Here is a 24,792-nt window from a genome sequence, read left to right as displayed (position 1 = left end):
GTTCACCTACATTTTCTAGAATGTTTTATAAAGAATCAATGTTGAAAGTGGTTCAATCATCACTTTATTTTTCACTTGACTCGTTCCACTTTTATTTACATCATCTGTTCCACTAAATGTTACTATATTCCATACATTATCATCATTCAGCAGAAATTCTTTTTGAATAAGGCCGTTATTAAATAGCACGATGATTTTTTTCCAAGAGTCAATATCAGCTAATTCATCAAGCATAAAACCAACTAGATTAGGTGATATGTTCAACCATGTATAATGTTTTCGAATTTTTTTGGCCGTTGCCAACCGAAAGGCTGGGTGGGCTTTTCGAATTGCAATTATTTTTTTTATTAAAGGAATATAATTCTCGTACATGCTTTTTCTTGCCCAATCAAGCTGATTAATCTTATCAGGCTGATTATAGCTATTGCCTTCACCATATTTTGTCCGAAAAAACTCCATACCACTGTGGAGAAAAGGTATTCCTTGTGAAAGTAAAGCGATGGCGATGGCAAGATAATGCCGTTTTCTCCTAATTTCAACAGATTCATCAGCATTACAGATTGCCAACTTATCCCATAGCGTATGATTGTCATGACATTCTACATAATTCACACTTTGTGCCGGTGATGAGAACATTCCTTTTACATCGTTCGAAAGGCGTATACTACCTGCAAAAAGATATTTCAAGCTTTCTACACCCTTTGTATCGCCTGAAATAAAGCCTTGATCCAATAAATCAAAAATACTGCCCTTTACTGTATTGCGGAACACATCATTAAAATGAGCAATCCTCGGCATTTTGGTAGCATTCTTCATAATCGCCAGTTCGTTTACAGGTAATGCCGTATCCAAATTCCAGCCTTCGCCGATCATAATGATTGACGGGTCAATTTCATCGATTGCACAACGGATTGCATTCATCGTCTCAATATCCAATATCCCCATCAAATCAAAACGAAAACCATCAATATTATATTCTTTAATCCAGTATAGGACAGAATCAATAATGAATTTTCGCACCATAAGACGTTCTGATGCAATATCGTTTCCAACTCCTGTCCCATTAGATAGAAACCCAAATTCGTTATAACGGAAGTAATACCCTGGAACTATTTTTCTAAAGGAAGAATATTCAAGCTTATAAACATGATTGTAAACGACATCCATAATAACACGAATACCTTTACGATGAAGCGCTTCAATCATTTCCTTTGCTTCCCGAATGCGAACATAAGGATCATACGGATCTGTTGCATAGCTTCCTTCTGGTGCATTATAATGAACAGGATTATAGCCCCAATTATATTGCTCCTGCCAAGATGTTTCATTAACCCCGCCAAAATCATTAAACGGCAAGAGTTCAAGATGAGTAATGCCAAGATCAACGATATAATCTAGACATGTCAAACAATTATTAGGGCCTTTTGTTCCTTCTTCACAAAATGCTACATATTTTCCTTTGTTTTTTACGCCGCTTTCCGGATGGATTGAAAAATCACGAATATGAGTTTCATAGATAATGGCGTCTGTCGGAGATGTAAAGGGCGGCAAATGCTGTGATTGTCTAGGGACAAACGCTTTATCACTGTCAATTATAATTCCATATTCCCCATTCACGGACACGGCTTTTACATATGGATCGACAGCATCACGCCAAGTTTTATTTACATATACATTATAACGATAATACTTCCCCTCATGATTTCCATCTAATTCTAGCGACCAAACCCCTTTATTGCCACGCACCATATTCATTGCCCGGATTACTTGGCCTTTTTTATTGTAAAATAAAAGCGTAACACCCTCGGCTGTTGGGGCCCATACCTTGAAAATTGATTTCTTTGGCGAAAAGGTTACTCCTAAATCATTTCCGTCATAAAAAAACAACTGGTCAAATCTCGCTGTCCGAATAACAGAACCAATGAGTAGATCCGTTTGATTGCCAAAGAAATCTGATACGGTATATTTTTTTCCAAGTTCTACTTCGGCCGATGACTTGCAAATATATTTTGTTTCCGTTAATAATTGTTCCGTTTTTATAATTGACAAGGAATACGTTTTGATTCCATCACTTAAAACAAATTGTTTATGGTCAACTGAAGGCCTTTCTTTTGAAAACAAGATAGTAACGATATCCATTTCATCTAAATATGCTTCAAACCAGCTCATGTTTCACCTCAAATATGTCGCTACGACTTGTTAAAAAAAATCAGGATCATCATCATTAAAATAAATCTCATCTTCAGTTTTCTCCCATTCATTCCTGCGCACATACGTTGACTGAGTATGTTTTAAAAGCGCCTGTGCCCCTTTTAATTGAACGTATTTAATAGGGGATGGAAGCCTTCGTAATCGTGCATACCAATCACTATAATTTCTTTTATCAACAAAAAATGTATTAGGTGGTTCATAATTCCCTTCTATATATCCTGTTCTAGATAGGACAATTTTATGGACCGGCATCTCAACATTATAATGGTTATAATACCCCTTTACTAAACTTTCGGCCCGATTTAAAGAAAGCAAAGGATTGATCCTTTTAATATTTTTCTCCCCAATCGTCTCAAACCAATAGCGACCTCGGTCCATTTCAAAAACGCTCATTTCATCGCTTTCAACAATTGATATACAAAAGGTTGCCACAGGGCTTATTAAAATAATCTCTAAATCAATCGGCGCTTTTTTTACGAATAAAGTAGGCTTATATAATAAAAAATAGTTATCTGGGAAATGTTGTAAAAAGTATTTCAGAACATCATCATGATAAATCTCCTCACCAACAAAGGAGCGGTCAAGAATCGTCGAACTTGCCCAATTGATTTGAAAGCGAAAGATTTCGTCAAGAAATTCTTGCTTTATTTCTTCTTTTGTTTTTCTTTTATCCCATAAAATATTTGGTGCTTCATTATCAAATTCTGTATTTATATCGTCTGTTTCCACACCATTTTTTGATTTTTTAAACCAGTGTTTTATCGTTCCAAGTACGCCTTTTTTCCCACTTTCTAGCCAGTCTTCATCATAATCCTCAAAACCAGCGAATTTTACACCGCCACTTTGAGTATTTTCAAAATTCGGCTTATCTTCTACACTACCCTCATCAAGAGAACATGCAGCTTTGATTAATTCCCAGCGTTCTCTTTTTAAACGTAAATATTGACTTGGATAACGGAAAATATCAGTTTCATAACGGGATATAAAATCCTGTAATTTAATTAACTGTGCCACAAGGCTTTCCTCCAAATTTATAATAATAGATGTACGAGAAAGGGACTTAATAACGAAGCAAAAATGGTACTAAGGGTCATCGCAATTGAGCTAAGCGCTCCTTCCTTTTCTCCCATTTCCAAAGCCTTCGATGTACCAATCCCATGTGCAGACGTACCAAATCCTATTCCTCTTCCAATAAAATGGGTTACATGTATCCATTTTAACAGATATGGCCCTAAAACAGCACCTATAACACCTGCTACCATTACAAAAACCGCAGCTAATGTTGGATTTCCACCGATTACTGTAGCAATATCCATTGCTACTGGGGAAGTAACTGATTTTGGAACGAGGGAATATAGCGTTAATGGTTCAACATCAAAAAGTAATGCTAATTCAATCCCGCTAATAATGCCAACAAACGTTCCAACAAAAACTCCTGTAATAATCGGAATGGCGAATTGCTTAATTGTAGCCATTTGTTTATATAACGGATAAGCTAAGGCAACGACGGCCGGTCCTAATAAATGGACAATCCATTTCCCGCCAACCATATAAGTTTCATAGGGGATGTGAAACAATAATAAAAAGCACACTAAAAATACTGTTGCTGTAACAATTGGCACCATAAAAGGTGTATAAAACTTTATATATACTTTTTTCATAAAATTATATGTTAGGATTGTACCAATAATAGCAATAAATGCAATAACGAAACTCATAGTCTACTCCCATCCTCGGATCGCAGCTGTATTCGGCCCTCTTTCCTCTCTGCAAGCCATTGGCTAACAAACGAAGATGTCACCATAACTAAAATAGTGCTTAAGCTAACGACGATAATTGAAAATAAACCACGGCCTTTAAATAAATCAAAAAAGTCAATAACCCCGACAGTGATAGGAATAAATAATAATGACAAATGGGCGAGTAAAAAACTTGCCCCTTTTTCAACCCACGCCGCTTTAAACTTTCCCGTCATCAATAAACCGAATAAAAGGAGCATCCCAATAATGCTCCCCGGCATTACTAAATGGAAGGTGGTTTGAATCCATAAACCTATGTAGTAAAACAAATAAAGAATACCAATTTGAAAAATAATCCGAAAATACATCCCCAAGCCCCCCTGAAGTGCAATATTAAAGTTTAATTATTTTGCCAACTCATATATGGCTTGCGCATAAATAGCAGTTGCTTTTAATAAGTCCTCGATTTCAATATATTCATCCTTTTGATGGGCAACATCAGACCGCCCAGGAAATAAAGGCCCAAACGCTACACCAGCCTTTAATGAACGGGCATAAGTACCGCCGCCAATGGCGATTAACTCCGCTTGATCTCCTGTTTGCTCCTCATAAACCTTTTGCAGCGATTTAATTAATGGATGAGCCCTGTCCACATAATGTGGTTTTGAATCACTCAGTTCAGTAAATATAAAATGGTTACTTTCTGAAATATGACTAATTTTTTGCTTCGTTTGTTCAATATCATGTGTGAATGGATAACGAAGATTTAAGCCGATTTTTCCACCTTCATTTTTTTGATAGGAAATCATTCCGTTATTGATTGTCAACTCTCCTAGTATTTCATCGAGAAAAGCAATACCAAGCTCTTTGCCGCGCGTATCTTCGCCAAAATATTTTTGCACGAAGGACACAAACGCACTACCTTGCCTATCCAAATCATGACCCATCTCGTTTGACAAAAATTTATTCAATAACAAGCCTGCATTTTTCCCTTTGTTTGGCTCCATCCCATGAGCAGATATCCCTTCTAAGCGGAGCTGAACAGTGTTATTATCCGTTGTTGCCGTTCCGGTAAGACCATTTTCATTTAGATAATTCTTAAAAGCATCTTTTACCTTAATAAGCACTTCTTTATATTTACAACTAATAGTAGTTTCGGCTAAATCAGGGACCATATTTAGTCGCCTGCCCGCATGAAATGTTTCTAAAGCTACTTCATTCCATTCATCACTATTTTGCTCTGTCATGTTTTGCTCTAGCACAAAATCAAATATTCCTTTTTCCGCATTGATGATTGGAAAATCTGCATCTGGCGCAAAACCAATCGTTGGCATTTCTTCATGTTTGAAATAATGGTCTACGCAACGCCACTGGCTTTCTTCATCCGTACCTACTATTATTCTAACTCTTTTCCTTAACGGTAGTCCAAGCTCTTTTACAATTTTCAGTGCATAATAAGCGGCCATTGTGGGCCCTTTATCATCTATCGCCCCACGAGCATATATTTTCCCATCTCTTATTTCCGCACTGTAAGGGTCACTAGTCCAGCCATCACCTTCCGGTACTACATCAACATGGCATAAGATTCCGAGTAATTCCGTTCCTTCTCCATATTCAATATGTCCTGCTAGCCCATCTACATTTTTTACTTTAAAACTATCGTTTTGCCCTTTCATAAGGATAAAGTTTAGTGCATTTGCAATTCCTTGCCCTAACGGTGCCTCCGTTGTTGCTCTTTCCTCATCTAACACACTGTTAATCCGCAGAAAATCCTGTGTATCCTGAATTAATTGATGCTTCCGCTTCTCAACTTCAGCACACCAATGAACACCATCAACCCTATTCATTGTCACCTTTCCTTTCGCAACAATTTTTAAAACCATTTATAGCCTTTGCTAACTAGTCATAAAGTTTAAGCTGTATTGCATATATTTTATTAAGAAAATGAACGAATTGGAGTGACTAATCCAAGCTACTTTCATGTATACAAGTCTAATTGTAATTATGAATAATGTAAATATTGTGTTAATTTTACCATTTCAGTAGTTATTATTAAGAAAAATAGTGTACAATAATAATAAATAACAATGCACCTCTATTTAATTTCTTGTTCAAATATGTTTGAACAAAATATTAAGGAGTGGTTTTTTGAATCCGACTTCCCGAATGCTTAACCGCATTAAGTCAGTCTACTTATTTATTAATGAAAAAGGCTCTGTTTCAACACAAGAGCTTGTTGAAGAATTTGGCACGACATCTCGGACAATTCAAAGAGATTTAAATGTCCTAACCTTCAATAATTTAGTAATGAGTCCGAGTCGTGGCATCTGGACAACAACCGAAAAGAAAGTAAAGATATCATAAGATTGAAAGGCTGTACCGAGTAATTCAGTACAGCCCTTTATTTATTGAGCTTTAACACTTCAACTTCCTCATCATCAAGCTCCCGGTATTCGCCTGGTTTTAACGATTCATCAAGTGATATCGGCCCCATTTTTATTCGCATTAAAAAAGTAACCTTTTTATTCACAGCCTCAAACATTCGCTTCACTTGATGAAATTTCCCCTCTGTTATTGTTAATTCAATTTCCGAGCGATTTTCAGCAGCATCAGTGGACAATATAACAAGCTCTGCTGGCTTTGTTTTATAACCGTCATCAAGAGTTACGCCATTTTCAAATGCTGTTATATCATCCTTAGTTACAATTCCAGCAATTTTCGCATAATATGTTTTCGGTACATGTTTTTTCGGCGATAAAAGCTGATGTGCTAATTGACCGTCATTCGTTAATAATAATAAACCGACCGTATCTTTATCAAGGCGGCCCACGGGAAAAGGCTCATAGATTTGATCTTCCATTTCAAGTAAATCAATCACCGTTTCATCGTATTGATCTTCTGTTGCCGAAATAACACCCATAGGTTTATTCATCATTAAATAAATAAACTCTTTGTATGCTACGATTCCCCCGTGAACAGTTACATGATCTGTTTCAGGATTGAGGTGGGTCTGAGGATCTTTTACAACGTTATCGTTTATTTGGACCGCACCTGTCTTCAATAATTTCTTAACCTCTTTCCTACTTCCGAAGCCAGCATTCGCTAGCAGCTTATCAATTCTCACTTCAAAGCCCTCCCATTCATTTAATTTTGCAACAACCCTCACCATTTTCTTAAATGGGCATCCGTTTAGTCCACAATAACCTATTTCGCATAGATTAGTAAGGTAATATGTACATCAAGAAAAGGAGAGAAAATCATGAGCTATTATTATGACTATGAGCGACAATATGGCTTCCCTAGCGGATTCCCTAGCAGTGGATTTCCTACAAGTGGGGGATTTCCCAGTGGAGGATTTCCTAGCGGTGGAGGGAACGTAAATCGGCGCTTAGAGCAACTTGAAAATCAACTACAGCGCAATACAGAACGTCTTAACAGATTAAACCGCCGCCTACAGCGGGTTGAACGACAATTCGGTATTACCCAAGAACAGTGGTAAATAAGAGGCGAACTACCCGTTCGCCTTTTGCTTTTCTTTTTGTAAAAATTTGAAGCGATAACCTAAAACCTTTCCAGCTAAACCACTTTGCATGCTCAAGTACAAATACACTCCCGCCCCAGCCGTAATTGATAGGACCAAAACAAGAATAGACTGGGTGCGCCCGTTTTCATAATGAATCATAAACGATAATAGCCACAGCACTAACTGAACAACAACAACCATCATACATACAAAAATAGAAATTAACATACTGCGGCGTATCGTAAATTTAAAACGGAAATTCGCATATTTTTTAATGGCCCAGAAATTAAATACGATTGAAATAAAAAAGCCGATTCCGGTTGCCCAAATCACACCGTAAATTTCAAAAAGCTTAATAAACGGGAAATTTAAAATTAATTTTACTAGTAAACCTGCAAACATACCATAGACTGCAAAGCGCTGTTGATTGATTCCTTGTAAAATAGCAGCTGTAACCGTAAATAAAGCAAATAACAGTGCTACCGGTGCATAGTAACGAATAATGCCACTCCCGGTACTGATAATTTCAATATTAAAAAGTGCCCCGATTGTTGGACCTGCCACCACTGCTAAACCAAATGCGGCAGGCAGTGTTAAAAACATAATGATTTGCAATGATTGCGAGATTTGCTTATGTAATTGCTTAAAATTTTTTTCTGTAAAAGATTGTGTAATCGTAGGAACTAGCGTTAATCCAAATGCTGTTGCCAGTGAAACTGGAATCATAATTAATTTATGACCATACATATTTAAAATTGAAAACAATCCATGAGCATAGTCTCCACCTTTATTAATACTCTCCATAGCTCGGTTGAATGTAAATTCATCGACTAATTGATATAAGGGAATTGCCAATGATACAAATACAAACGGACCAGCATAGGTTACCAACTCTAAAAGCATCGCTTTCGTCGTAATATTGCTTGTTACTGTACTTTTCGCAAGCAATTCATTCAAATGATCCTTTCTTTTATACCAAAACCAAAGAAGGACGCCCATACCAGCAATGGCACCAATTGTAGCCGCAAAAACAGATAACCCAACGGCAACGTGGAGATCGCCATGCAACACCTTCATGACAATGTAACTACCGATTAATAAAAAGATAATCCTGGCAATTTGCTCAATGACTTGAGAAACAGCAGTAGGTTCCATCGATTGATAGCCTTGAAAAAAGCCCCTAATAATACTCATTGCCGGCACAATAATAAGGGCTGTACTGACCATTCTAATGACATAAACAACCTCTTCATGCTTAATTCCATATTCATTTTTTCCAATGATATGCGGCGCTAACCAAGGAGCGATACTATAAAAAACAAAAAAAGAAATCACACCGCTCACTAGCATTAACACAAGTCCTGTTTTAAACAGTTTTCTACCTGTATGATAGTCGCCTAATGCGTTATATTTTGATACAAATTTTGAAACCGCCAAGGGAACACCCATCGTCGCCATACTTAATAAAATCGTGTATGGTATGTAAGCATAGGTATAAAGCGCACCCCCCATATTTCCAACAATCGAGTAAAATGGAAAAACATAAATCATCCCTAAAAACTTGGAGATAAAGGTTGCTCCTGTAAGAATTAAAGTTCCTTTAAGAAATTTTGAACCGGACATTTTTGCCCTCCATCTAGTAAAAAACTAAAAATATACATCATTTGACAAGCTATTGCAACTTCTGTATTTTAACATACAGTACGTACCTAGGAAAGATGGTGGATTATGAACAATTATGATGTGGTTGTCATTGGGGGCGGACCTTCTGGGTTGATGGCAGCGATTGCTGCTGGAGAACAAAAATGCAAGGTGCTATTGCTTGATAAAGGAGAAAACTTAGGGCAAAAGCTTGCCATTTCCGGCGGTGGGCGCTGTAATGTCACAAATCGGCTTCCAGTAGATGAAATTATTAAACATATCCCAGGAAATGGCCGTTTTTTATATAGCGCCTTTTCCGAATTTAATAATCTTGATATCATTCGTTTTTTTGAAAATCTAGGGGTGAAATTAAAAGAGGAAGATCATGGACGGATGTTTCCTGCTTCGGATAAAGCGCAATCTGTCATAGATACGCTTATTGGCCAATTAAAAAAGCTGCATGTTGATATTCAAACAAAAGCTGCTGTAAAGGAATTACTATACGACGAAAGCAAGGTTGTTGGCATCAAATTACAAAATGGAACGGTCATTCAGGCAAAGGCCATCGTTGTTGCTGTCGGTGGAAAATCCGTCCCACATACTGGCTCAACAGGGGATGGCTATGCATGGGCAAAGAAGGCAGGCCATACCGTAACAGACCTTTATCCTACAGAGGTGCCATTAACATCTGCTGAAAACTTCATCAAAAATAAAGTTTTACAAGGACTTTCACTTCGTGATGTTGCCATTTCTGTTTTAAATCCAAAAGGCAAACCGATTGTTACCCATCAGATGGATATGATTTTTACCCACTTCGGCTTATCAGGGCCAGCCATCTTACGCTGTAGCCAATTTGTTGTAAAAGCTTTGCAAAAATATAAAACGGAAGAAATTATCATTTCAATTGATTGCTTTCCAAATGAAAATGAGGAAACGCTATTGCAGCAAGTGATGAAATCACTAAAATCCGATCCAAAAAAAGCTGTTAAAAATGTTTTAAAAGGTCTAGTTCCTGAGCGTTTTTTATTATTTTTGCTGGAGAAAAATAATATCGACGAGACTGTCACATATGCCAATCTTGCAAATGATAAGCTGCGTGGATTTATAAAAGATTTAAAAAGATTTGAAGTAAAAGTAAATGGAACCTTGCCAATTGAAAAAGCGTTCGTAACTGGAGGGGGCGTTTCTGTCAAAGAAATTCATCCTAAAGAGATGTCATCCAAAATTATGAAAGGTCTTTATTTTTGCGGTGAAATTTTAGATATCCATGGCTATACAGGCGGATTTAATATTACAGCTGCATTAGTAACAGGCAGGCTTGCTGGGCTTAATGCTGGAAAACTGGTCAAAAGCAAATAGTAAACAGGTGGAATTTACGTTCCACCTGTATGAAAAAATCTAAACTTTAAACCGATTAATAGCAGCCTTTAATTCTGTACCTACTTCTTCTAATGAATCAACGGCTGAACTTAGCTGCAACATTATTTTTGACTCTTCTTCTATTGATAATTTCATATTGTTTGATTTTTCTTTTGTGTGCTCTGCCGTTAGTGATACTCCTTGTATACTTGCTGATGCTTCCTCTGTACCAGCTGTTATTTCCTCTGCTGCGGCACTTACTTCCTGAATGTCATTTGCAACATTTTGCATTCGTTCTAGTATAGTTGAAAATACGCTACCCGCATCTTCAACTAGACTTAAGCCATTATTTGTTTCTTTTGAGACAATTTCCATAGATGTCACAGAAGCTTCCGCATCAACTTGAATACTAGCAATCAACGCAATAATATCATCTGCTGATTGTTTTGATTGATCAGCTAGCTTCCGCACTTCTTCAGCAACAACCGCAAAGCCTTTGCCATGTTCACCTGCTCGTGCTGCCTCAATTGCTGCATTTAAAGCTAATAAATTCGTTTGTTCGGCGATATCGGTAATTACCGCGACGATATTAGAAATATCGTTCGATTTTTCACCTAGCGATTTAATTTTTTCTGATGACTCTGCAACATAATCTGAAACTAATTGCATTTGCTCCATTGCCTTCACGATTGTGTCATTTCCGTTTTTTGATTCTATATTTGCTTGAACTGAATACTCACTAACCCTCCCTGCATTTTCTGCAATTCGGTTTATTCCGATAGCAATTTCCTCTACAGCGTTGGAGGCATTTTGTGTATTATCAGCTTGAATACTAAAATCCCGGTTCACATCGTCAATCACTTTATGAATTTCATATGTATGTTTTTCCGACTGTTCAACAACTTGATTTACTTCCCGCATTGTTTGGTCCATCTTCGCAACTGTTTCTAATGTTCTCGCAACGATGCCATGGATATTTTCAATAAACGCGTTTATATTTTGTGATAATTGATTTATTTCTGTTAAAGAATTGGCTTCCAATCGTTTTGTTAAATCCCCATCCCCATGGGCCACATCTTTAATTCTATCAACCATAATCTTTAATGGTCGCGTAATACCTTTTGCAAGGATAAAAGCAATAATGACCACGAATAGAGATGTTGCAAGCATTGGCATCAGCATTTTTATTTTAATTGGCTTGAAAATAGAGACAACATCAGCTTTGTGTACACTCCAGTAAATTCCAAAATCCATTTTTGAGACAGGAGCATAAAAAATAAACTCTTCAACCGCCTTGCTAATGACATCAAAAACCTTTGGCATATCAGCCTTATTTGCTAACACATTCTTAATTTCTGGGTTAAAAGAAATTTCATCGATATTTTTTCCAATAAATTCCTTATTATTTGAAGACATTCTTACAACATTTAAGTTGTCAATTAAATACATTTCACCAATTTGGTCGCCTTGTGCTGTAAACTCAACAACAAATTCATTAAAATTAATACTACTTGCTAATACACCGACAATTTCCCCATCTTTTGTAACAGGGGTTGCAATCACAACGATTGGATTTCCAGTTGCCTTTGAAACAAGGACATCAGAGAAATTTGCTTCCCCTTTTAAAGCCTTTTGAATATATGTACGGTCTGCATAATTACTGCCAATACTTGATTGTGTAGTATGGGCAAAAACGTAACCATCAGGTTTTACGTAAAAGGCTGTTTCAAAAACTGATGAACCCGATTTAAACTCCGCCATAATCGGTAGCATTTCATCAATATTTTCAGATTTTATTTCTTTTGTTTTTGCTAATAAATTAAGCATTTCCATTTGCTTTTCTAACCATTGGTCCATCCGTTTTCCCGTTTCGGAAACGACCTCTGTCATTGATTCTTTTTCTTTTAAAATCAACTGTTCTTCCATACTATTAAACATGTAAATTGTTAAAGCGCTAAGTGGTACCAAGCTTACAAGTAAAAACGCCGCTAATATCCGGAACTGTATTGATTTCATGTTTACCTCCTATCTTCTGTCTGAAATTTTATTATATTGTCATTTACGGTACTATTTACCTATTACATTATACTCATATCTTCCTTACCATTCAATAACTTTTTCATTTAAATTACTTTATTTGAATATATTTACAAACAGAAAAAGAGGCAGCCGATAGCCAAATAAATCGACTAATCGGACAGCCCCTCATTTAAAGTATTCTTCTAGTTAGCTACGATATTCACTAATTTCCCTGGAACAGCAATTACTTTGCGAACTGTTTTGCCTCCGAGGTCTTCTTTTACTTTTTCATCATTCATAGCTATTTCTTCCATTAATTCCTTCGTAGCATCTTTCGGAATTAATAGTTTTGTACGAACTTTGCCATTAAGCTGGACAACAATCTCAACTTCATCCTCCACAAGCTTCGATTCATCATAGCTTGGCCAAGCTTCAAAGCTAATCGAACCTTTACTAGCCCCAAGTTTTTCCCAAAGCTCCTCCGCTACATGTGGAGCTATAGGAGATAATAATTTTACAAAGCCTTTCATATAGTCGAGCGGCAATGTTTCCGCTTTATAGGCATCATTAATAAATACCATCATTTGTGAAATTGCCACATTGAAGCGCAAGTGTTCATAATCATCTGTAACCTTTTTCACTGTTTGATGATAAACGCGCTCTAAAGACTTTGACTCCCCATTTTCAGTGATTTTCGCATTTAATGTTCCGTCATCTGTCACAAATAAGCGCCAAATCCGATCTAAGAAACGACGGGCACCATCAAGTCCATTTGTAGACCAAGCAATTGATGCATCTAATGGACCCATAAACATTTCATAGAGGCGAAGCGTATCGGCACCATGGCTTTCAATAATATCATCAGGATTGACAACATTTCCTTTTGATTTACTCATTTTTTCGTTATTTTCCCCAAGAATCATTCCTTGGTTGAATAGCTTTTGGAATGGCTCTTTCGTAGGAACAACACCAATATCATATAGGAATTTATACCAAAAACGAGCGTATAATAAGTGCAATACAGCATGCTCTGCACCGCCGATATAAATATCGATTGGCAGCCATTGCTTTAATTTTTCAGGGTCTGCAAGATGCTCGCTGTTTGTTGGATCAATAAAACGCAAGAAATACCAGCAACTACCAGCCCATTGCGGCATCGTATTTGTTTCACGACGACCCTTTTTACCTGTTTCATGGTCAACAACATTTACCCAATCTTCAATAATGGCGAGCGGTGATTCACCTGTACCTGATGGTTTAATATTGTCTGTTTTTGGAAGAATTAAAGGCAATTCTTCTTCTCGTACAGTTGTAGTTGTTCCATCTTCCCAATGGATAACTGGAATCGGCTCACCCCAATAGCGTTGGCGGCTGAATAACCAGTCGCGCAGGCGGTATGAAATCTTCTTCTTACCTTTACCGTTGCCCTCAAACCATTCAATTGCCTTTTTAATTCCTTCTTCTTTATTTAAACCATTCAAGAAGGCTGAATTTACATGAACGCCATCACCTGTATAAGCTTCTTTTGAAACCTCTCCACCTGCTACAACTTCTTTAATCGGCAATTCAAATTTCACAGCAAATTCATAGTCGCGTTCATCATGGGCAGGCACCGCCATGATTGCACCTGAGCCATAACCCATTAATACATAGTCAGCAATCCAGATTGGCATTTTTTCTTGATTTACTGGATTGATTGCATAGGCACCTGTAAACACACCTGTTTTTTCTTTCGCTAAATCGGTTCTTTCAAGGTCGCTCTTTGATTTAATTTGCTCAAGATAGGCTTCAATCGCTGCTTTTTGCTCAGGCTTTGTAATTTCAGGAACTAGTGGGTGCTCTGGCGCAAGTACAGCATAGGTAGCTCCAAATATTGTATCTGGTCTTGTTGTAAAGACTTCAAAAGTTTTATCGATGCCTTCGATTTCAAACATAATTTCCGCACCTTCAGAACGGCCAATCCAATTTCGCTGCATATCTTTAATACTTTCAGGCCAATCAAGTTCTTCTAAATCTTCAAGGAGACGATCCGCATAAGCAGTAATTTTTAACATCCATTGTCTCATTGGCTTTCTCTCGACAGGATGTCCACCGCGCTCACTTTTCCCATCAATTACTTCTTCGTTCGCTAAGACGGTTCCTAGAGCAGGGCACCAGTTCACTGGTACTTCATCAACATAGGCCAGCCCTTTCTCATACAGCTTTAGAAAAATCCATTGTGTCCATTTATAATAATCAGGGTCTGTTGTATTAATTTCACGGTCCCAATCATAGGAAAATCCAAGTGATTTAATTTGTCTTTTAAATGTATTAATATTTTTCGCTGTAAATTCAGCCGGATCATTTCCTGTATCTAACGCATACTGCTCTGCTGGAAGACCGAATGCATCCCAGCCCATTGGATGGAGGACATTGTAACCTTGCATCCGCTTCATTCTTGAAAGAATATCGGTTGCCGTGTAACCTTCTGGATGCCCAACATGGAGACCAGCACCAGACGGATATGGAAACATATCCAAAGCATAAAATTTAGGCTGATCCTTCTCTTCTGTTGTTTTAAACGTTTTATTTTCTTCCCAATATGTTTGCCATTTCTTTTCGATTATCTTATGATCAAATGACATAAAAACCCTCCTGAGCTACTAATTTATTCGTTTTATGTATGGTGTAATTACTTAATCATTATTTAATAAAAAAACCTCCCGCCCTAGTTAAATAATAACCAGGGACGAGAGGTTATAATCAAACTTCCCGCGGTACCACCCACGATTAGTAAATCTTCATGCTTTTATCACATAAAGATTACACTCACTTATTATCCCTTAACGCGGTTGATACGGCAAACATTACTCCATTCACATTTGCAACTTAGAGGTGAGTTCATGATGATAAGTTATTGACTTGCACCAACCGCCAACTCTCTTTAAGACTTATTCAACATTACTATTCCTCATCATAGTTGTTTTATCATATAGTCTGTATTTTAAGAATTTGTACGTTTATTGTCAAGTACTCGCCTTGAATATAGTTTACATTAATAAGTTTTGCTCGTCTAAAACTAAATCATTTTGGATGCGATTAATTTGTAATTGCATCCTGTATAAGCGTTCCTTTTGTTGCTTATTAGAGCTTAACATTAATTTTTGTAAATCATTGTAGGCCTCGTTTAACATTCTTTGCGCATTTGTATACTCTGTCGTGTTATAATGCTCCTGCTGATTGGCAATTTCTAATTGTTCCAAAGCATATTTACAAGCCTCTTCGGCTCTGTTGACAAATTGATCAACGGATGCACGTGTTGCCATTGTTTTTCCCCCTTTACTGTATATGGAGTAGAACATTTTTATTTTGTACATTTTGCTTTATTGTTATTCGATTGATAACGGGACAAGAAGCATGCTAAAATGACAGTTGTATTTAAAAAAGAAGGAGGGAATATAAATGACGAAACAGTTCCCTTATGCCTCAGACAAGAAACGTTACCACACATGGAATTATCATTTACGGAAGACGTTTGGACATAAAGTATTTAAGATTTCACTAGATGGCGGCTTTGATTGCCCAAACCGTGATGGAAAAGTTGCTTTTGGTGGCTGTACGTTTTGCAGCGCAGCTGGCTCTGGTGATTTTGCCGGCAACAGGGCAGATGATTTAGTAAAGCAATTTATCAATATAAAAATGAAGATGCATGAAAAATGGAAGGATGGAAAATACCTTGGCTACTTCCAAGCATTTTCAAATACGTATGCTCCTGTAGATGAGCTTCGTGAAAAATACGAAATGATTTTACAACAGCCTGATGTCATTGGCTTATCAATTGCAACAAGACCGGACTGTCTGCCAGATGATGTTGTTGAGTATTTAGCGGAATTAAATGAACGGACTTATTTGTGGGTTGAACTTGGTCTGCAAACTGTACACGAAACAACAGCAAACCTTATTAACCGCGCACATGATTATGACTGTTATAAAGAAGGGGTAGCGAAATTGCGCAAGCATGGGATTAAAGTATGCGCTCATATTATTAACGGTTTGCCGCAAGAAACCCCGGAAATGATGCTGGAAACCGCAAAAGAAGTGGCCAAGCTTGATATCCAAGGCATAAAAATCCATCTCCTTCATTTGCTGAAAGGGACACCAATGGTCAAGCAATATGAAAAAGGACTCTTACAATTTTTATCTTTTGAACAATATGTAAAGTTAGTATGTGATCAATTAGAAATTTTACCAGCTGAACTTGTCATTCACCGTATTACAGGCGACGGGCCGCCAGATTTAATGATTGGGCCAATGTGGAGCCTAAGAAAATGGGAAGTTTTAAATGCAATTGACGCGGAACTACAACGCCGTGATAGCTGGCAGGGCAAATACGCTGTTAAAGAAGGTTGTTCATCATGATTTTAAAAAGAGTTTTGCCATTTGCCCACTCATTACTTGAATCAGCAGTAAAAGCGGGCGATGTTGCCATCGATGCTACTGTAGGAAATGGCCATGATACCGAACTTCTTGCTAAACTAGTCGGCCCTAACGGAAAAGTGTATGGGTTTGATATTCAAGCGCAAGCCATGGCAACTACACAAGCACGACTTAAAGAAAGCGGCCTCGAAGAAAGAGTCGAACTTTTTCTAAGAAGCCATGATGAACTAGAAAACAGCGTTCCAAGTGAACATCGCGAGAAACTAAAAGCAGCTATTTTCAATTTAGGTTATTTACCTGGCGGTGACAAAACAATTGTCACAACAGCAGATTCAACGATTAATGCTGTAAAGCAATTGCTAAAAATTATGGCAATCGAAGGCCTTATTATCCTTGTCATCTATCACGGACATCCTGAAGGGCAATTAGAACGCGATCAGCTTTTGGAATTTGTCGAAACAATTGATCAAAAGTGGGCCCATGTTCTTCAATATCGTTTTTTAAATCAAATCAATCATGCACCATTCGTCATTGCTATCGAAAAAGTTAAATAACGGGACGGGACTAGTCGGACAGGTACATTACGTTGTCCCCCTGTCCGACTAGTCCATCATCGCCCAAAAAACTTTCGATACCAGCGTCCATTTAAGTAAAAAAAGGTAGAAACAATGCCGCTGCTTTTCAAAATCCCCCACCTTGCACGTCGTACCTCTCTTTGATTTCTCACTTTTGCATCAGACAGATATAAACCAATAAGCCCATGATTAATTAAACGATGAAATTTTTCATCGGGCAAACGAGCAATATGTAAGTTAGCTTGTTGTAAAAAATGGAGTATACGTGCTTTTAATACTTCCTCGCTTGGAAAATAAAAACAAAAGTTCAAGTCCCCGCCATTTCGGTCCTCTTCCTGGTCGATAAAATAATCTAATAAAATATGAAGACCTTGAACATAAGGAAATAAAGCATGCCTTATTTCATATACTTGCCTATCTGTAAAATCATCATTAAATGCATAAGCTACTAAGCAAAAAATCCCTAGCGTTGAGCCAGCACAAGCAGAAAATTCATACCATGCCATATCTGGAATTTTATTTTTATATTGTTCAAACCAAGCCTTTAGTTTTGGTACTCTTTCTTCTTTTTTTATATGTTTATACACTTGCAGGTCACAGTAATAAGTAGCCAGTTCATGCAAAAAAGGGGCAATCTTATCATAGTGCTGCACCCTCATCAAAATTTGTTGACATGTCTCAACTAACGACCGCAAATACCCGCCGTCATCCTGTTCTATCCGATGCTGATAATAGTTTTTTATACATACACCAGGTGTTAAAGCATGGAGCATTGACTCATGAAGACTTCTGAAATCAACAGGATCTAGTGAAGTGCTACGGTCACATAAATTATCTAAATAATCGCTAATCGTTTGGTAGGCTACAATAAATTCGATGCAGTCATCCAACGATTGTCCTGCTAAAATCGCATAAATCCCCCCACCTTCACAATGAAAGGTTTTCGTATGAATACTAGCAAGAGCCTGCTTTCTAAGCTCATCATCAGGTATTTGACTCGCTTTTCTTTTCCATTCATTTAAATAAAAATGAACCTTTGGCAATACATTTTTATATATTTTTTTCATTAAAAATAGTAAAGTTCCTCGTTCTGTCAAACCCGTTTCACTCCAAACAAAAGTCAGTCCATGCTAAATATATGGCTATAACGATTTTTGCAATTGCATTTCTACAAATCCTTTTGCATACTTAAATACTTCATCTCTTTCTGGTTCATTAAAAATTTCATGATAGAGCTCAGGCCATTCTTTATAAAGCTTTTCATTGACATTTAATTTATCAAACCAACTTTTTACAACAGTTTTATCAACAATTTTATCTACACCCGCCTGCATAAGCAAAACAGGTATATTAGGTACTTTATCAATATTTCGGACGGCAAGCTGCATCGCTTTTGTAAGCTCCCTGTACCAGCGGACAGATACCTTTGTAACGTAAAGCGAATCATTTTCATCCAGCTCCTTCATCTCCTTATTTCGCGTCGCAATGTTTGACCCCATATGGGAAGCAAGTCGTATAGATGGAGCAACGACATTTAAAGCTTTTGAGGCCAGTTCCAGCCCTATAGGTGGCGGATCTGTAAGCCCTAAACACGGAGATGATAGAACAGCAGCCTTTACGGGTAACTGTCTCTCCTGCAATGTCCGAATCACCGCCAATCCGCCCATACTATGTCCAAATAAAAAGATAGGCAAGTGATAGCTTTGCGCTTCGTTCACCCACTCTGAAATCGTATCAATATATTCATTAAACGAATCAATATGTCCTCTCCGTCTACCTGATGTGCCTTGCCCTGGCAAATCTCCTAAGACAACATTCATGCGGTTTTCTTTCCACATTTCCGTAAGCCATTTGTAGCGGCCATGATGCTCAAATGCCCCGTGAACAACGACAAAAACTGCACGAGGATTTTCAACTTCCAACTTCCACATTGAAAAAAACTCCCTTTATTCTTAATTTTACTAATTTTCCATGATACAATTATTTTATGGTTAGAAGCGTCTTCAATACAAGGATAGGACAGATTATTTTTTTTACATTATATAAAAAGGAATGATATAGTTATGATTTATGAATTCAATGGAAAATATCCAAAAATTGCAGAAAGCGCATTCATTGCAGACTACGTGACGATTACAGGTGATGTTACAATCGGCGAGTTATCCAATATTTGGTTCAACACATCGATTCGCGGTGATGTTGCACCAACGATTATTGGTGAGCGCGTAAGCATTCAAGACAACTCTGTTCTCCATCAAAGCCCTAATAATCCACTTATTATCGAAGATGATGTCACAGTCGGGCATTTGGTCATTTTACATAGCTGCGTGATTAGAAAAAATGCTTTAATCGGAATGGGAACAACAATTTTAGATGGAGCTGAAATCGGCGAGGGTGCCTTCATTGGAGCTGGCAGTTTAGTGCCGCAAGGAAAAAAAATCCCTCCAAATACATTAGCTTTCGGTCGCCCTGCCAAAGTTGTCAGAGAGCTAAACGAAGAAGATTTACAAGACATGGCCCGAATTAGACGTGAATATGTTGAGAAGGGGCAGTTTTATAAATCATTGCAAAATAAGAATAAATAATTATGGATAAATAGTCTGTTTCATAAGGGGTCTGACCCCTTATGAAACAACCCCATTTTTATTTTTTTCTAAACATTTCTCATTTGTAACTAAAACAACGAAAGCCCTACCTCTCTTTCATCATTACGGCTCCTCGGCCGCGCCATATGAATTAGCATTTAAAAACCAACTTTTTAAAATCAATTTAACTATTAACATTCATAATACGAAAAATTAAATAATACGGAAATAATTAAGATGGAATTTACCTAGAGGAATTTAGAAGAAAAAAAATAAAGCTACCTCAAAATGCTCAGAACCACATATGCAGATGCTGAAAACAGCACCCACAATGGATACTAAACACTTTCAAGGTAGCCCATTGAATGCTAATAATTAAGCTTTTTGAACATTAGCAGCTTGTGGTCCACGATTTCCGTCAACAATTTCAAAAGATACTTTTTGGCCTTCTTCTAAAGACTTAAAGCCTTCGCTTTGAATAGCTGAAAAATGTACAAATACATCTTCTCCACCTTGAACTTCAATAAACCCAAAACCCTTTTCTGCATTAAACCATTTTACTGTACCAGTTTTCATTTTTATTCCTCCTATACTAGTTTTATTTTCACCATAAGCATTGTTACATTTTTGGAGTAAAATATAAAAAGCCGCAGCCGCAAATTATGGAGTAAGTATTCATCCACGTTTCATTTGCAGTTACGGCTAACGTATATACATGCAAAATGTTTAAACTAACTTAATAGCGCACTCTAATACTATAACATATTTGCAATAAAGTCAAATCTTATTTAAAATTATGTCGGCTATGATTTTCGACAACTTGCAACATTTTTGTACTTGGAGTCATTTCACTATTACAAAGTGGACAAACTGGCTCGTCACTGCTTTTGAAGTTATCACGAACCCAACAGTTGCATTCATCAGAGGTGCATACCCAAACTTTTGTCTCCTCCGTTACAACCTCTTCTATATTTCTTCTTCCAAATGCCATCCTTTTCCACACCTTTCACAAATTATGATCAGATGAAAATTGTAATACAATAAAAAAACTTATTATGAAAAAATAACCATAAATGTTACTTCTTTATAATAAGTGACACCTAACTTTGAAATTTTATATCCTTTATCATAGTATAACCTATAAATAGTTTTTATACCAATTTAACTCTATTTATCATGAAATATCTCATAAACCATTATTTGTTAACAAAAAAAGGGTAGATGGCTTAGTTTTAGCACATCTATCCTTTTTTTAATCATTATGCCAACGCTTCTTGCTTGAGGATTTCTGCTTTATCCGTTTTTTCCCACGGAACATCAAGGTCTGTCCGACCAAAATGCCCGTATGCCGCTGTTTCCTTATAAATCGGGCGACGCAAGTCTAACATTTTTATAATTCCTGCAGGACGAAGATCAAAGTTGTTGCGAACGACTTCAACTAATTTTTCTTCTGATACTTTTCCTGTTCCAAAAGTATCAATAGCAATTGAAACAGGCTGGGCCACACCAATGGCATAAGCAAGCTGGACCTCACATTTTTCTGCTAAGCCTGCTGCGACAATATTTTTTGCAACATATCTAGCAGCATAAGCGGCAGAACGGTCAACCTTTGTTGGGTCTTTTCCTGAGAAGGCACCGCCGCCATGGCGGGCATAGCCGCCATATGTATCAACAATGATTTTCCGCCCCGTTAAGCCAGCATCACCTTGGGGGCCGCCAATGACGAAACGGCCTGTAGGGTTAATGAAATACTTTGTTTCCCCATCGATTAGCTCTTTAGGAACAATTGGATTGATGACAAATTCTTTTACATCACGATGAATTTGCTCAAGTGAAATTTCAGGATTATGCTGAGTTGAAACAACAATCGCATCAATGCGAACCGGCTTATCATTTTCATCATACTCAACCGTTACTTGTGTCTTCCCGTCTGGACGCAAATACGGTAATGTCTCGTTTTTACGAACTTCTGATAAACGGCGCGAAAGCTTATGTGCCAATGAAATTGGAAGCGGCATTAATTCAGGTGTTTCATTACAGGCAAAGCCGAACATCAATCCTTGGTCCCCTGCGCCAATCGCTTCAATCTCTTCATCAGACATTTGTCCTTCACGCGCTTCTAAAGCTTGATCTACACCCATTGCAATATCAGGTGATTGCTCATCAATTGATGTTAAAACAGCACAAGTCTCAGCATCAAATCCGTATTTTGCACGACTATAGCCAATTCCAGCAATCGTTTCCCGAACAATTTTTGGAATATCAACATACGTTGATGTCGTTATCTCCCCCGCCACCAATACTAATCCTGTTGTTGCAGCTGTTTCAGCAGCAACGCGCGCATTAGGGTCATTTTTTAGAATCGCATCTAAAATGGCGTCTGAAACTTGATCACATATTTTATCTGGATGACCTTCCGTCACTGATTCCGAAGTGAACAAACGGCGATTCCCTACTGTCATAAAATATGTACCTCCTTAAATATAGATATTTTCACGGTACTCATTTCCCTATTATACGTTGGCTTAAATGATTCTCTTCTTTTTAAGGTGTCCATTTTGAATTAAAAAAACCTTTCCATCAAAAAATGAGGAAAGGTTTTATATTTTAGCCTTTCACTCTTATCGTTCAAGACAAACATGTCTCGCAACAGGTTAAGCACCTTATCACTATTACTAATTTTGTCAAAATAATCTGTGCATTTAGGATTATTTTGGATTTATAATAATAGTGTCGGTTGCCGGGTTTCTTTGGGCCTGTTCCCTCCACCAACTCGGGATAAGAGAGTATCCGTTGCGACATATGATATCGTAAAGACTCGAAATTTGTCAATTAAATTTTAAAAATCTACAGAAAGAAATTTTATATAGTATAGACTATTAATCTAAATATGTTATACTAATTAACATATTATATTAAAGATTACAAAAATGAATATATTAACGAAAAGGAAGGTTTTGTTCATGAACTCTGTTGGTAATACGATTGAATTAAAGGATGTGATTAATGGATCTAACATCCATCATAATCTATCTGTACCACAACTAGTGGAAAAAACATTATCAAGAGGAGAAGCCGTTCTATCTTCAACTGGTGCTATCCGCGCTACAACTGGAAAATATACTGGTCGTTCCCCTAAAGACAAATATATTGTAGAAGAAGCTTCTACTAAAGATAAAATCGAATGGGGTTCTGTTAACCAGCCAATCTCATCAGAAGTATTTAATTCACTTTATCAAAAAGTATTAAATTATTTAAGTTCCAAAGATGAAATCTTCCGTTTCCAAGGGTTTGCGGGTGCAGACACAAAATACCGTTTACCAATTCAAGTTATTAATGAGTATGCATGGCATAACTTATTTGTGCATCAACTTTTTATTCGTCCAACTGAAGACGAGTTAAAATCACATGCTCCAGAATTTACTGTTATTTGTGCACCAAACTTCAAAGCAGACCCTGCTGTTGACGGCACAAAATCAGAAACATTTATTATCATTTCCTTTGAGCAAAAAACAGTATTAATCGGTGGTACTGAATATGCGGGTGAAATGAAAAAATCAATCTTCTCTATCATGAACTATTTATTGCCTGAGAAGAATGTATTGCCAATGCACTGCTCTGCAAATATTGGCCAAGAAGGCGATGTTGCGTTGTTCTTCGGTTTATCAGGTACTGGTAAAACAACATTATCTGCTGACTCAAATCGTCGCTTAATCGGTGATGACGAGCATGGTTGGTCTAATAATGGTGTGTTTAACATTGAAGGCGGCTGCTATGCAAAATGTATCAACCTTTCTCAAGAAAAGGAACCACAAATTTGGGATGCAATCCGCTTTGGTACAGTTTTAGAAAACGTTGTTCTTGACAATGACAATAGAGTGGCAGATTACGATGATTCTTCTTTAACTGAAAATACTCGTGCTGCATATCCAATGGATGCTGTTGAAAATATTGTTGTACCTAGTATTGGCGGACATCCAAATACAATTATTTTCTTAACAGCTGATGCTTCTGGTGTTTTACCTCCAGTTAGCCGTTTAACAAAAGAGCAAGCAATGTATCACTTTATTAGTGGTTATACAAGTAAAGTTGCTGGTACTGAACGTGGTATTACAGAACCACAACCTGCTTTCTCTACATGCTTTGGGTCACCTTTCTTACCAAGAGCAGCAAAAGTATATGCTGAAATGCTCGGTGAAAAAATTGACCAATATAATGCTCGCGTGTTCTTAGTAAACACTGGTTGGACTGGCGGCGAATACGGCGTTGGCAAACGTATGAATCTTTCATATACAAGAGCAATGGTGCGTGCTGCCCTTGAAGGAGATTTAGATAACGTTGAAACAGTTATCGATCCAATTTTCGGATTACAAATTCCATTACATTGCCCTGGCGTTCCTGATGAAGTGTTACAACCTAAGAAAACATGGGCTGATGGTGCTGCTTATGAAAAGAAAGCAACAGAACTAGCACAAGCATTCAATGAAAACTTCAAAAAATTTGAAGTTTCAGATGAAATTAAAAACGCAGGTCCGTTAGTGAAATAAATTATAAGCATGGCCTCCCTTCACAACAGGGAGACCATGTTTTTTTGTAATTGCCTAACCCGCTATATGCGGTACCTTGCCTCACTCTTTCGGAGTATTTTCCCAGTATATAGCAATCGGACAATAAAGCATCTATTCTGGACAATAAAAAATTTTCTAGGACAATAAGTTATTCGC

22 protein-coding genes, 1 riboswitch and 1 other annotated feature are annotated in these 24,792 nt (G+C 37.3%); of the genes, 7 read left to right on the top strand and 15 right to left on the bottom strand.

Translation table 11 applies throughout. The features are described 5' to 3' along the window. Positions 1-15 precede the first annotated feature (15 nt). The 5 genes from pulA to pepV are packed head-to-tail and all read right to left on the bottom strand — an operon-like array spanning position 16 to position 5,797. The gene (gene pulA / locus GX497_05300) at positions 16-2,169 is read right to left on the bottom strand and encodes a type I pullulanase (protein HHY72630.1); all 2,154 of its coding nucleotides are present in this window, start codon (positions 2,167-2,169) and stop codon (positions 16-18) included. Positions 2,170-2,199: 30 nt separating this feature from the next. Further along, complete coding sequence (locus tag GX497_05295) at positions 2,200-3,225, bottom strand: NERD domain-containing protein (protein ID HHY72629.1); 1,026 nt, start codon at positions 3,223-3,225, stop codon at positions 2,200-2,202. Positions 3,226-3,242: 17 nt separating this feature from the next. Further along, positions 3,243-3,929 carry an LrgB family protein gene (locus tag GX497_05290; GenBank protein HHY72628.1) on the bottom strand — a complete coding sequence of 229 codons (687 nt, stop codon included), beginning with the start codon at positions 3,927-3,929 and terminating at the stop codon, positions 3,243-3,245. After that, positions 3,926-4,318, bottom strand: a complete 393-nt coding sequence (locus GX497_05285) for a CidA/LrgA family protein (GenBank protein HHY72627.1) — start codon at positions 4,316-4,318, stop codon at positions 3,926-3,928. Before GX497_05285 ends, GX497_05290 begins: the two co-directional genes overlap by 4 nt. A 36-nt stretch (positions 4,319-4,354) precedes the next feature. Next, positions 4,355-5,797 carry a dipeptidase PepV gene (gene pepV / locus GX497_05280; GenBank protein HHY72626.1) on the bottom strand — a complete coding sequence of 481 codons (1,443 nt, stop codon included), beginning with the start codon at positions 5,795-5,797 and terminating at the stop codon, positions 4,355-4,357. Positions 5,798-6,098: 301 nt separating this feature from the next. On the opposite strand from pepV, the gene GX497_05275 reads away from it, so the two are divergent. Beyond that, positions 6,099-6,314 (top strand): DeoR family transcriptional regulator, encoded by a 216-nt coding sequence (locus tag GX497_05275; GenBank protein ID HHY72625.1) that lies wholly within the window; start codon positions 6,099-6,101, stop codon positions 6,312-6,314. A gap of 37 nt (positions 6,315-6,351) precedes the next feature. On the opposite strand, the gene GX497_05270 is transcribed toward GX497_05275, so the two are convergent. Further along, entirely contained in the window at positions 6,352-7,074 is a 723-nt protein-coding gene (locus GX497_05270; GenBank protein ID HHY72624.1) for an rRNA pseudouridine synthase, read from the bottom strand. A 135-nt stretch (positions 7,075-7,209) separates the two neighbouring features. On the opposite strand from GX497_05270, the gene GX497_05265 reads away from it, so the two are divergent. Next, a complete protein-coding gene (locus tag GX497_05265) occupies positions 7,210-7,449 on the top strand; it encodes a lysogenization regulator HflD (GenBank protein ID HHY72623.1) in 240 nt (79 codons plus the stop codon). 12 nt (positions 7,450-7,461) lie between these two features. Here GX497_05265 and GX497_05260 read toward each other — a convergent pair whose 3' ends face one another. Then, positions 7,462-9,096, bottom strand: a complete 1,635-nt coding sequence (locus tag GX497_05260) for a polysaccharide biosynthesis protein (GenBank protein ID HHY72622.1) — start codon at positions 9,094-9,096, stop codon at positions 7,462-7,464. 105 nt (positions 9,097-9,201) lie between these two features. On the opposite strand from GX497_05260, the gene GX497_05255 reads away from it, so the two are divergent. Continuing rightward, on the top strand, positions 9,202-10,473 hold the full coding sequence (locus GX497_05255; GenBank protein HHY72621.1) for an NAD(P)/FAD-dependent oxidoreductase: 1,272 nt from the start codon (positions 9,202-9,204) through the stop codon (positions 10,471-10,473). Between the two features lie 39 nt (positions 10,474-10,512). Here GX497_05255 and GX497_05250 read toward each other — a convergent pair whose 3' ends face one another. The 3 genes from GX497_05250 to GX497_05240 all read right to left on the bottom strand — a co-directional run bounded on the left by GX497_05250 (position 10,513) and on the right by GX497_05240 (position 15,797). Continuing rightward, the gene (locus GX497_05250; protein ID HHY72620.1) at positions 10,513-12,489 is read right to left on the bottom strand and encodes a HAMP domain-containing protein; all 1,977 of its coding nucleotides are present in this window, start codon (positions 12,487-12,489) and stop codon (positions 10,513-10,515) included. A gap of 206 nt (positions 12,490-12,695) precedes the next feature. Then, entirely contained in the window at positions 12,696-15,116 is a 2,421-nt protein-coding gene (locus tag GX497_05245; GenBank protein HHY72619.1) for a leucine--tRNA ligase, read from the bottom strand. Positions 15,117-15,213: 97 nt separating this feature from the next. Then, positions 15,214-15,458, bottom strand: a binding site (T-box leader). 63 nt (positions 15,459-15,521) lie between these two features. Beyond that, positions 15,522-15,797: a YtzC family protein gene (locus GX497_05240; protein ID HHY72618.1), complete on the bottom strand. Its 276-nt coding sequence runs from the start codon at positions 15,795-15,797 to the stop codon at positions 15,522-15,524. 136 nt (positions 15,798-15,933) lie between these two features. Between GX497_05240 and GX497_05235 the strand changes: the two genes are divergently transcribed. Then, positions 15,934-16,890, top strand: coding sequence for a TIGR01212 family radical SAM protein (locus GX497_05235; GenBank protein HHY72617.1), 957 nt, complete (start codon positions 15,934-15,936; stop codon positions 16,888-16,890). Continuing rightward, positions 16,887-17,462 (top strand): methyltransferase domain-containing protein, encoded by a 576-nt coding sequence (locus tag GX497_05230; protein ID HHY72616.1) that lies wholly within the window; start codon positions 16,887-16,889, stop codon positions 17,460-17,462. The genes GX497_05235 and GX497_05230 overlap by 4 nt, the downstream gene beginning before the upstream one ends. Positions 17,463-17,518: 56 nt before the next feature. On the opposite strand, the gene GX497_05225 is transcribed toward GX497_05230, so the two are convergent. Beyond that, positions 17,519-18,550, bottom strand: coding sequence for a tetraprenyl-beta-curcumene synthase family protein (locus tag GX497_05225; GenBank protein ID HHY72615.1), 1,032 nt, complete (start codon positions 18,548-18,550; stop codon positions 17,519-17,521). Positions 18,551-18,625: 75 nt separating this feature from the next. Then, positions 18,626-19,414: an alpha/beta hydrolase gene (locus GX497_05220; GenBank protein ID HHY72614.1), complete on the bottom strand. Its 789-nt coding sequence runs from the start codon at positions 19,412-19,414 to the stop codon at positions 18,626-18,628. Between the two features lie 132 nt (positions 19,415-19,546). Here GX497_05220 and GX497_05215 point away from each other — a divergent pair, with 132 nt between their 5' ends. Then, complete coding sequence (locus GX497_05215; protein HHY72613.1) at positions 19,547-20,068, top strand: gamma carbonic anhydrase family protein; 522 nt, start codon at positions 19,547-19,549, stop codon at positions 20,066-20,068. Between the two features lie 375 nt (positions 20,069-20,443). On the opposite strand, the gene GX497_05210 is transcribed toward GX497_05215, so the two are convergent. The 3 genes from GX497_05210 to GX497_05200 all read right to left on the bottom strand — a co-directional run bounded on the left by GX497_05210 (position 20,444) and on the right by GX497_05200 (position 22,530). Then, positions 20,444-20,644, bottom strand: a complete 201-nt coding sequence (locus GX497_05210; GenBank protein HHY72612.1) for a cold-shock protein — start codon at positions 20,642-20,644, stop codon at positions 20,444-20,446. A gap of 208 nt (positions 20,645-20,852) precedes the next feature. Beyond that, positions 20,853-21,059, bottom strand: a complete 207-nt coding sequence (locus GX497_05205) for a cold-shock protein (protein ID HHY72611.1) — start codon at positions 21,057-21,059, stop codon at positions 20,853-20,855. 268 nt (positions 21,060-21,327) lie between these two features. Beyond that, positions 21,328-22,530, bottom strand: coding sequence for a methionine adenosyltransferase (locus GX497_05200; GenBank protein HHY72610.1), 1,203 nt, complete (start codon positions 22,528-22,530; stop codon positions 21,328-21,330). 156 nt (positions 22,531-22,686) lie between these two features. Further along, a riboswitch (SAM riboswitch) is annotated at positions 22,687-22,853 on the bottom strand. Positions 22,854-23,031: 178 nt separating this feature from the next. Here GX497_05200 and pckA point away from each other — a divergent pair. Continuing rightward, positions 23,032-24,615 carry a phosphoenolpyruvate carboxykinase (ATP) gene (pckA, locus tag GX497_05195; GenBank protein HHY72609.1) on the top strand — a complete coding sequence of 528 codons (1,584 nt, stop codon included), beginning with the start codon at positions 23,032-23,034 and terminating at the stop codon, positions 24,613-24,615. Positions 24,616-24,792 lie beyond the last annotated feature (177 nt).

The organism is Bacillus sp. (in: firmicutes) (genome assembly GCA_012842745.1).
Classification (GTDB): domain Bacteria; phylum Bacillota; class Bacilli; order Bacillales; family Bacillaceae_J; genus Schinkia.
This window is presented reverse-complemented; position numbering and strand designations above follow the sequence as displayed.

What these genes read in the sequence shown, in the direction of transcription:
- GX497_05235 (HHY72617.1), top strand. Translation starts at nt 15,934, where the DNA reads ATGACGAAACAGTTCCCTTATGCCTCAGACAAGAAACGTTACCACACA.
- GX497_05245 (HHY72619.1), bottom strand. Translation starts at nt 15,116, where the DNA reads ATGTCATTTGATCATAAGATAATCGAAAAGAAATGGCAAACATATTGG.
- GX497_05255 (HHY72621.1), top strand. Translation starts at nt 9,202, where the DNA reads ATGAACAATTATGATGTGGTTGTCATTGGGGGCGGACCTTCTGGGTTG.
- pulA (HHY72630.1), bottom strand. Translation starts at nt 2,169, where the DNA reads ATGAGCTGGTTTGAAGCATATTTAGATGAAATGGATATCGTTACTATC.
- GX497_05260 (HHY72622.1), bottom strand. Translation starts at nt 9,096, where the DNA reads ATGTCCGGTTCAAAATTTCTTAAAGGAACTTTAATTCTTACAGGAGCA.
- GX497_05200 (HHY72610.1), bottom strand. Translation starts at nt 22,530, where the DNA reads ATGACAGTAGGGAATCGCCGTTTGTTCACTTCGGAATCAGTGACGGAA.
- GX497_05215 (HHY72613.1), top strand. Translation starts at nt 19,547, where the DNA reads ATGATTTATGAATTCAATGGAAAATATCCAAAAATTGCAGAAAGCGCA.
- GX497_05285 (HHY72627.1), bottom strand. Translation starts at nt 4,318, where the DNA reads ATGTATTTTCGGATTATTTTTCAAATTGGTATTCTTTATTTGTTTTAC.
- GX497_05205 (HHY72611.1), bottom strand. Translation starts at nt 21,059, where the DNA reads ATGGCATTTGGAAGAAGAAATATAGAAGAGGTTGTAACGGAGGAGACA.
- GX497_05290 (HHY72628.1), bottom strand. Translation starts at nt 3,929, where the DNA reads ATGAGTTTCGTTATTGCATTTATTGCTATTATTGGTACAATCCTAACA.
- GX497_05220 (HHY72614.1), bottom strand. Translation starts at nt 19,414, where the DNA reads ATGTGGAAGTTGGAAGTTGAAAATCCTCGTGCAGTTTTTGTCGTTGTT.
- GX497_05225 (HHY72615.1), bottom strand. Translation starts at nt 18,550, where the DNA reads ATGAAAAAAATATATAAAAATGTATTGCCAAAGGTTCATTTTTATTTA.
- GX497_05210 (HHY72612.1), bottom strand. Translation starts at nt 20,644, where the DNA reads ATGAAAACTGGTACAGTAAAATGGTTTAATGCAGAAAAGGGTTTTGGG.
- GX497_05240 (HHY72618.1), bottom strand. Translation starts at nt 15,797, where the DNA reads ATGGCAACACGTGCATCCGTTGATCAATTTGTCAACAGAGCCGAAGAG.
- GX497_05265 (HHY72623.1), top strand. Translation starts at nt 7,210, where the DNA reads ATGAGCTATTATTATGACTATGAGCGACAATATGGCTTCCCTAGCGGA.
- GX497_05250 (HHY72620.1), bottom strand. Translation starts at nt 12,489, where the DNA reads ATGAAATCAATACAGTTCCGGATATTAGCGGCGTTTTTACTTGTAAGC.
- GX497_05230 (HHY72616.1), top strand. Translation starts at nt 16,887, where the DNA reads ATGATTTTAAAAAGAGTTTTGCCATTTGCCCACTCATTACTTGAATCA.
- pckA (HHY72609.1), top strand. Translation starts at nt 23,032, where the DNA reads ATGAACTCTGTTGGTAATACGATTGAATTAAAGGATGTGATTAATGGA.
- pepV (HHY72626.1), bottom strand. Translation starts at nt 5,797, where the DNA reads ATGAATAGGGTTGATGGTGTTCATTGGTGTGCTGAAGTTGAGAAGCGG.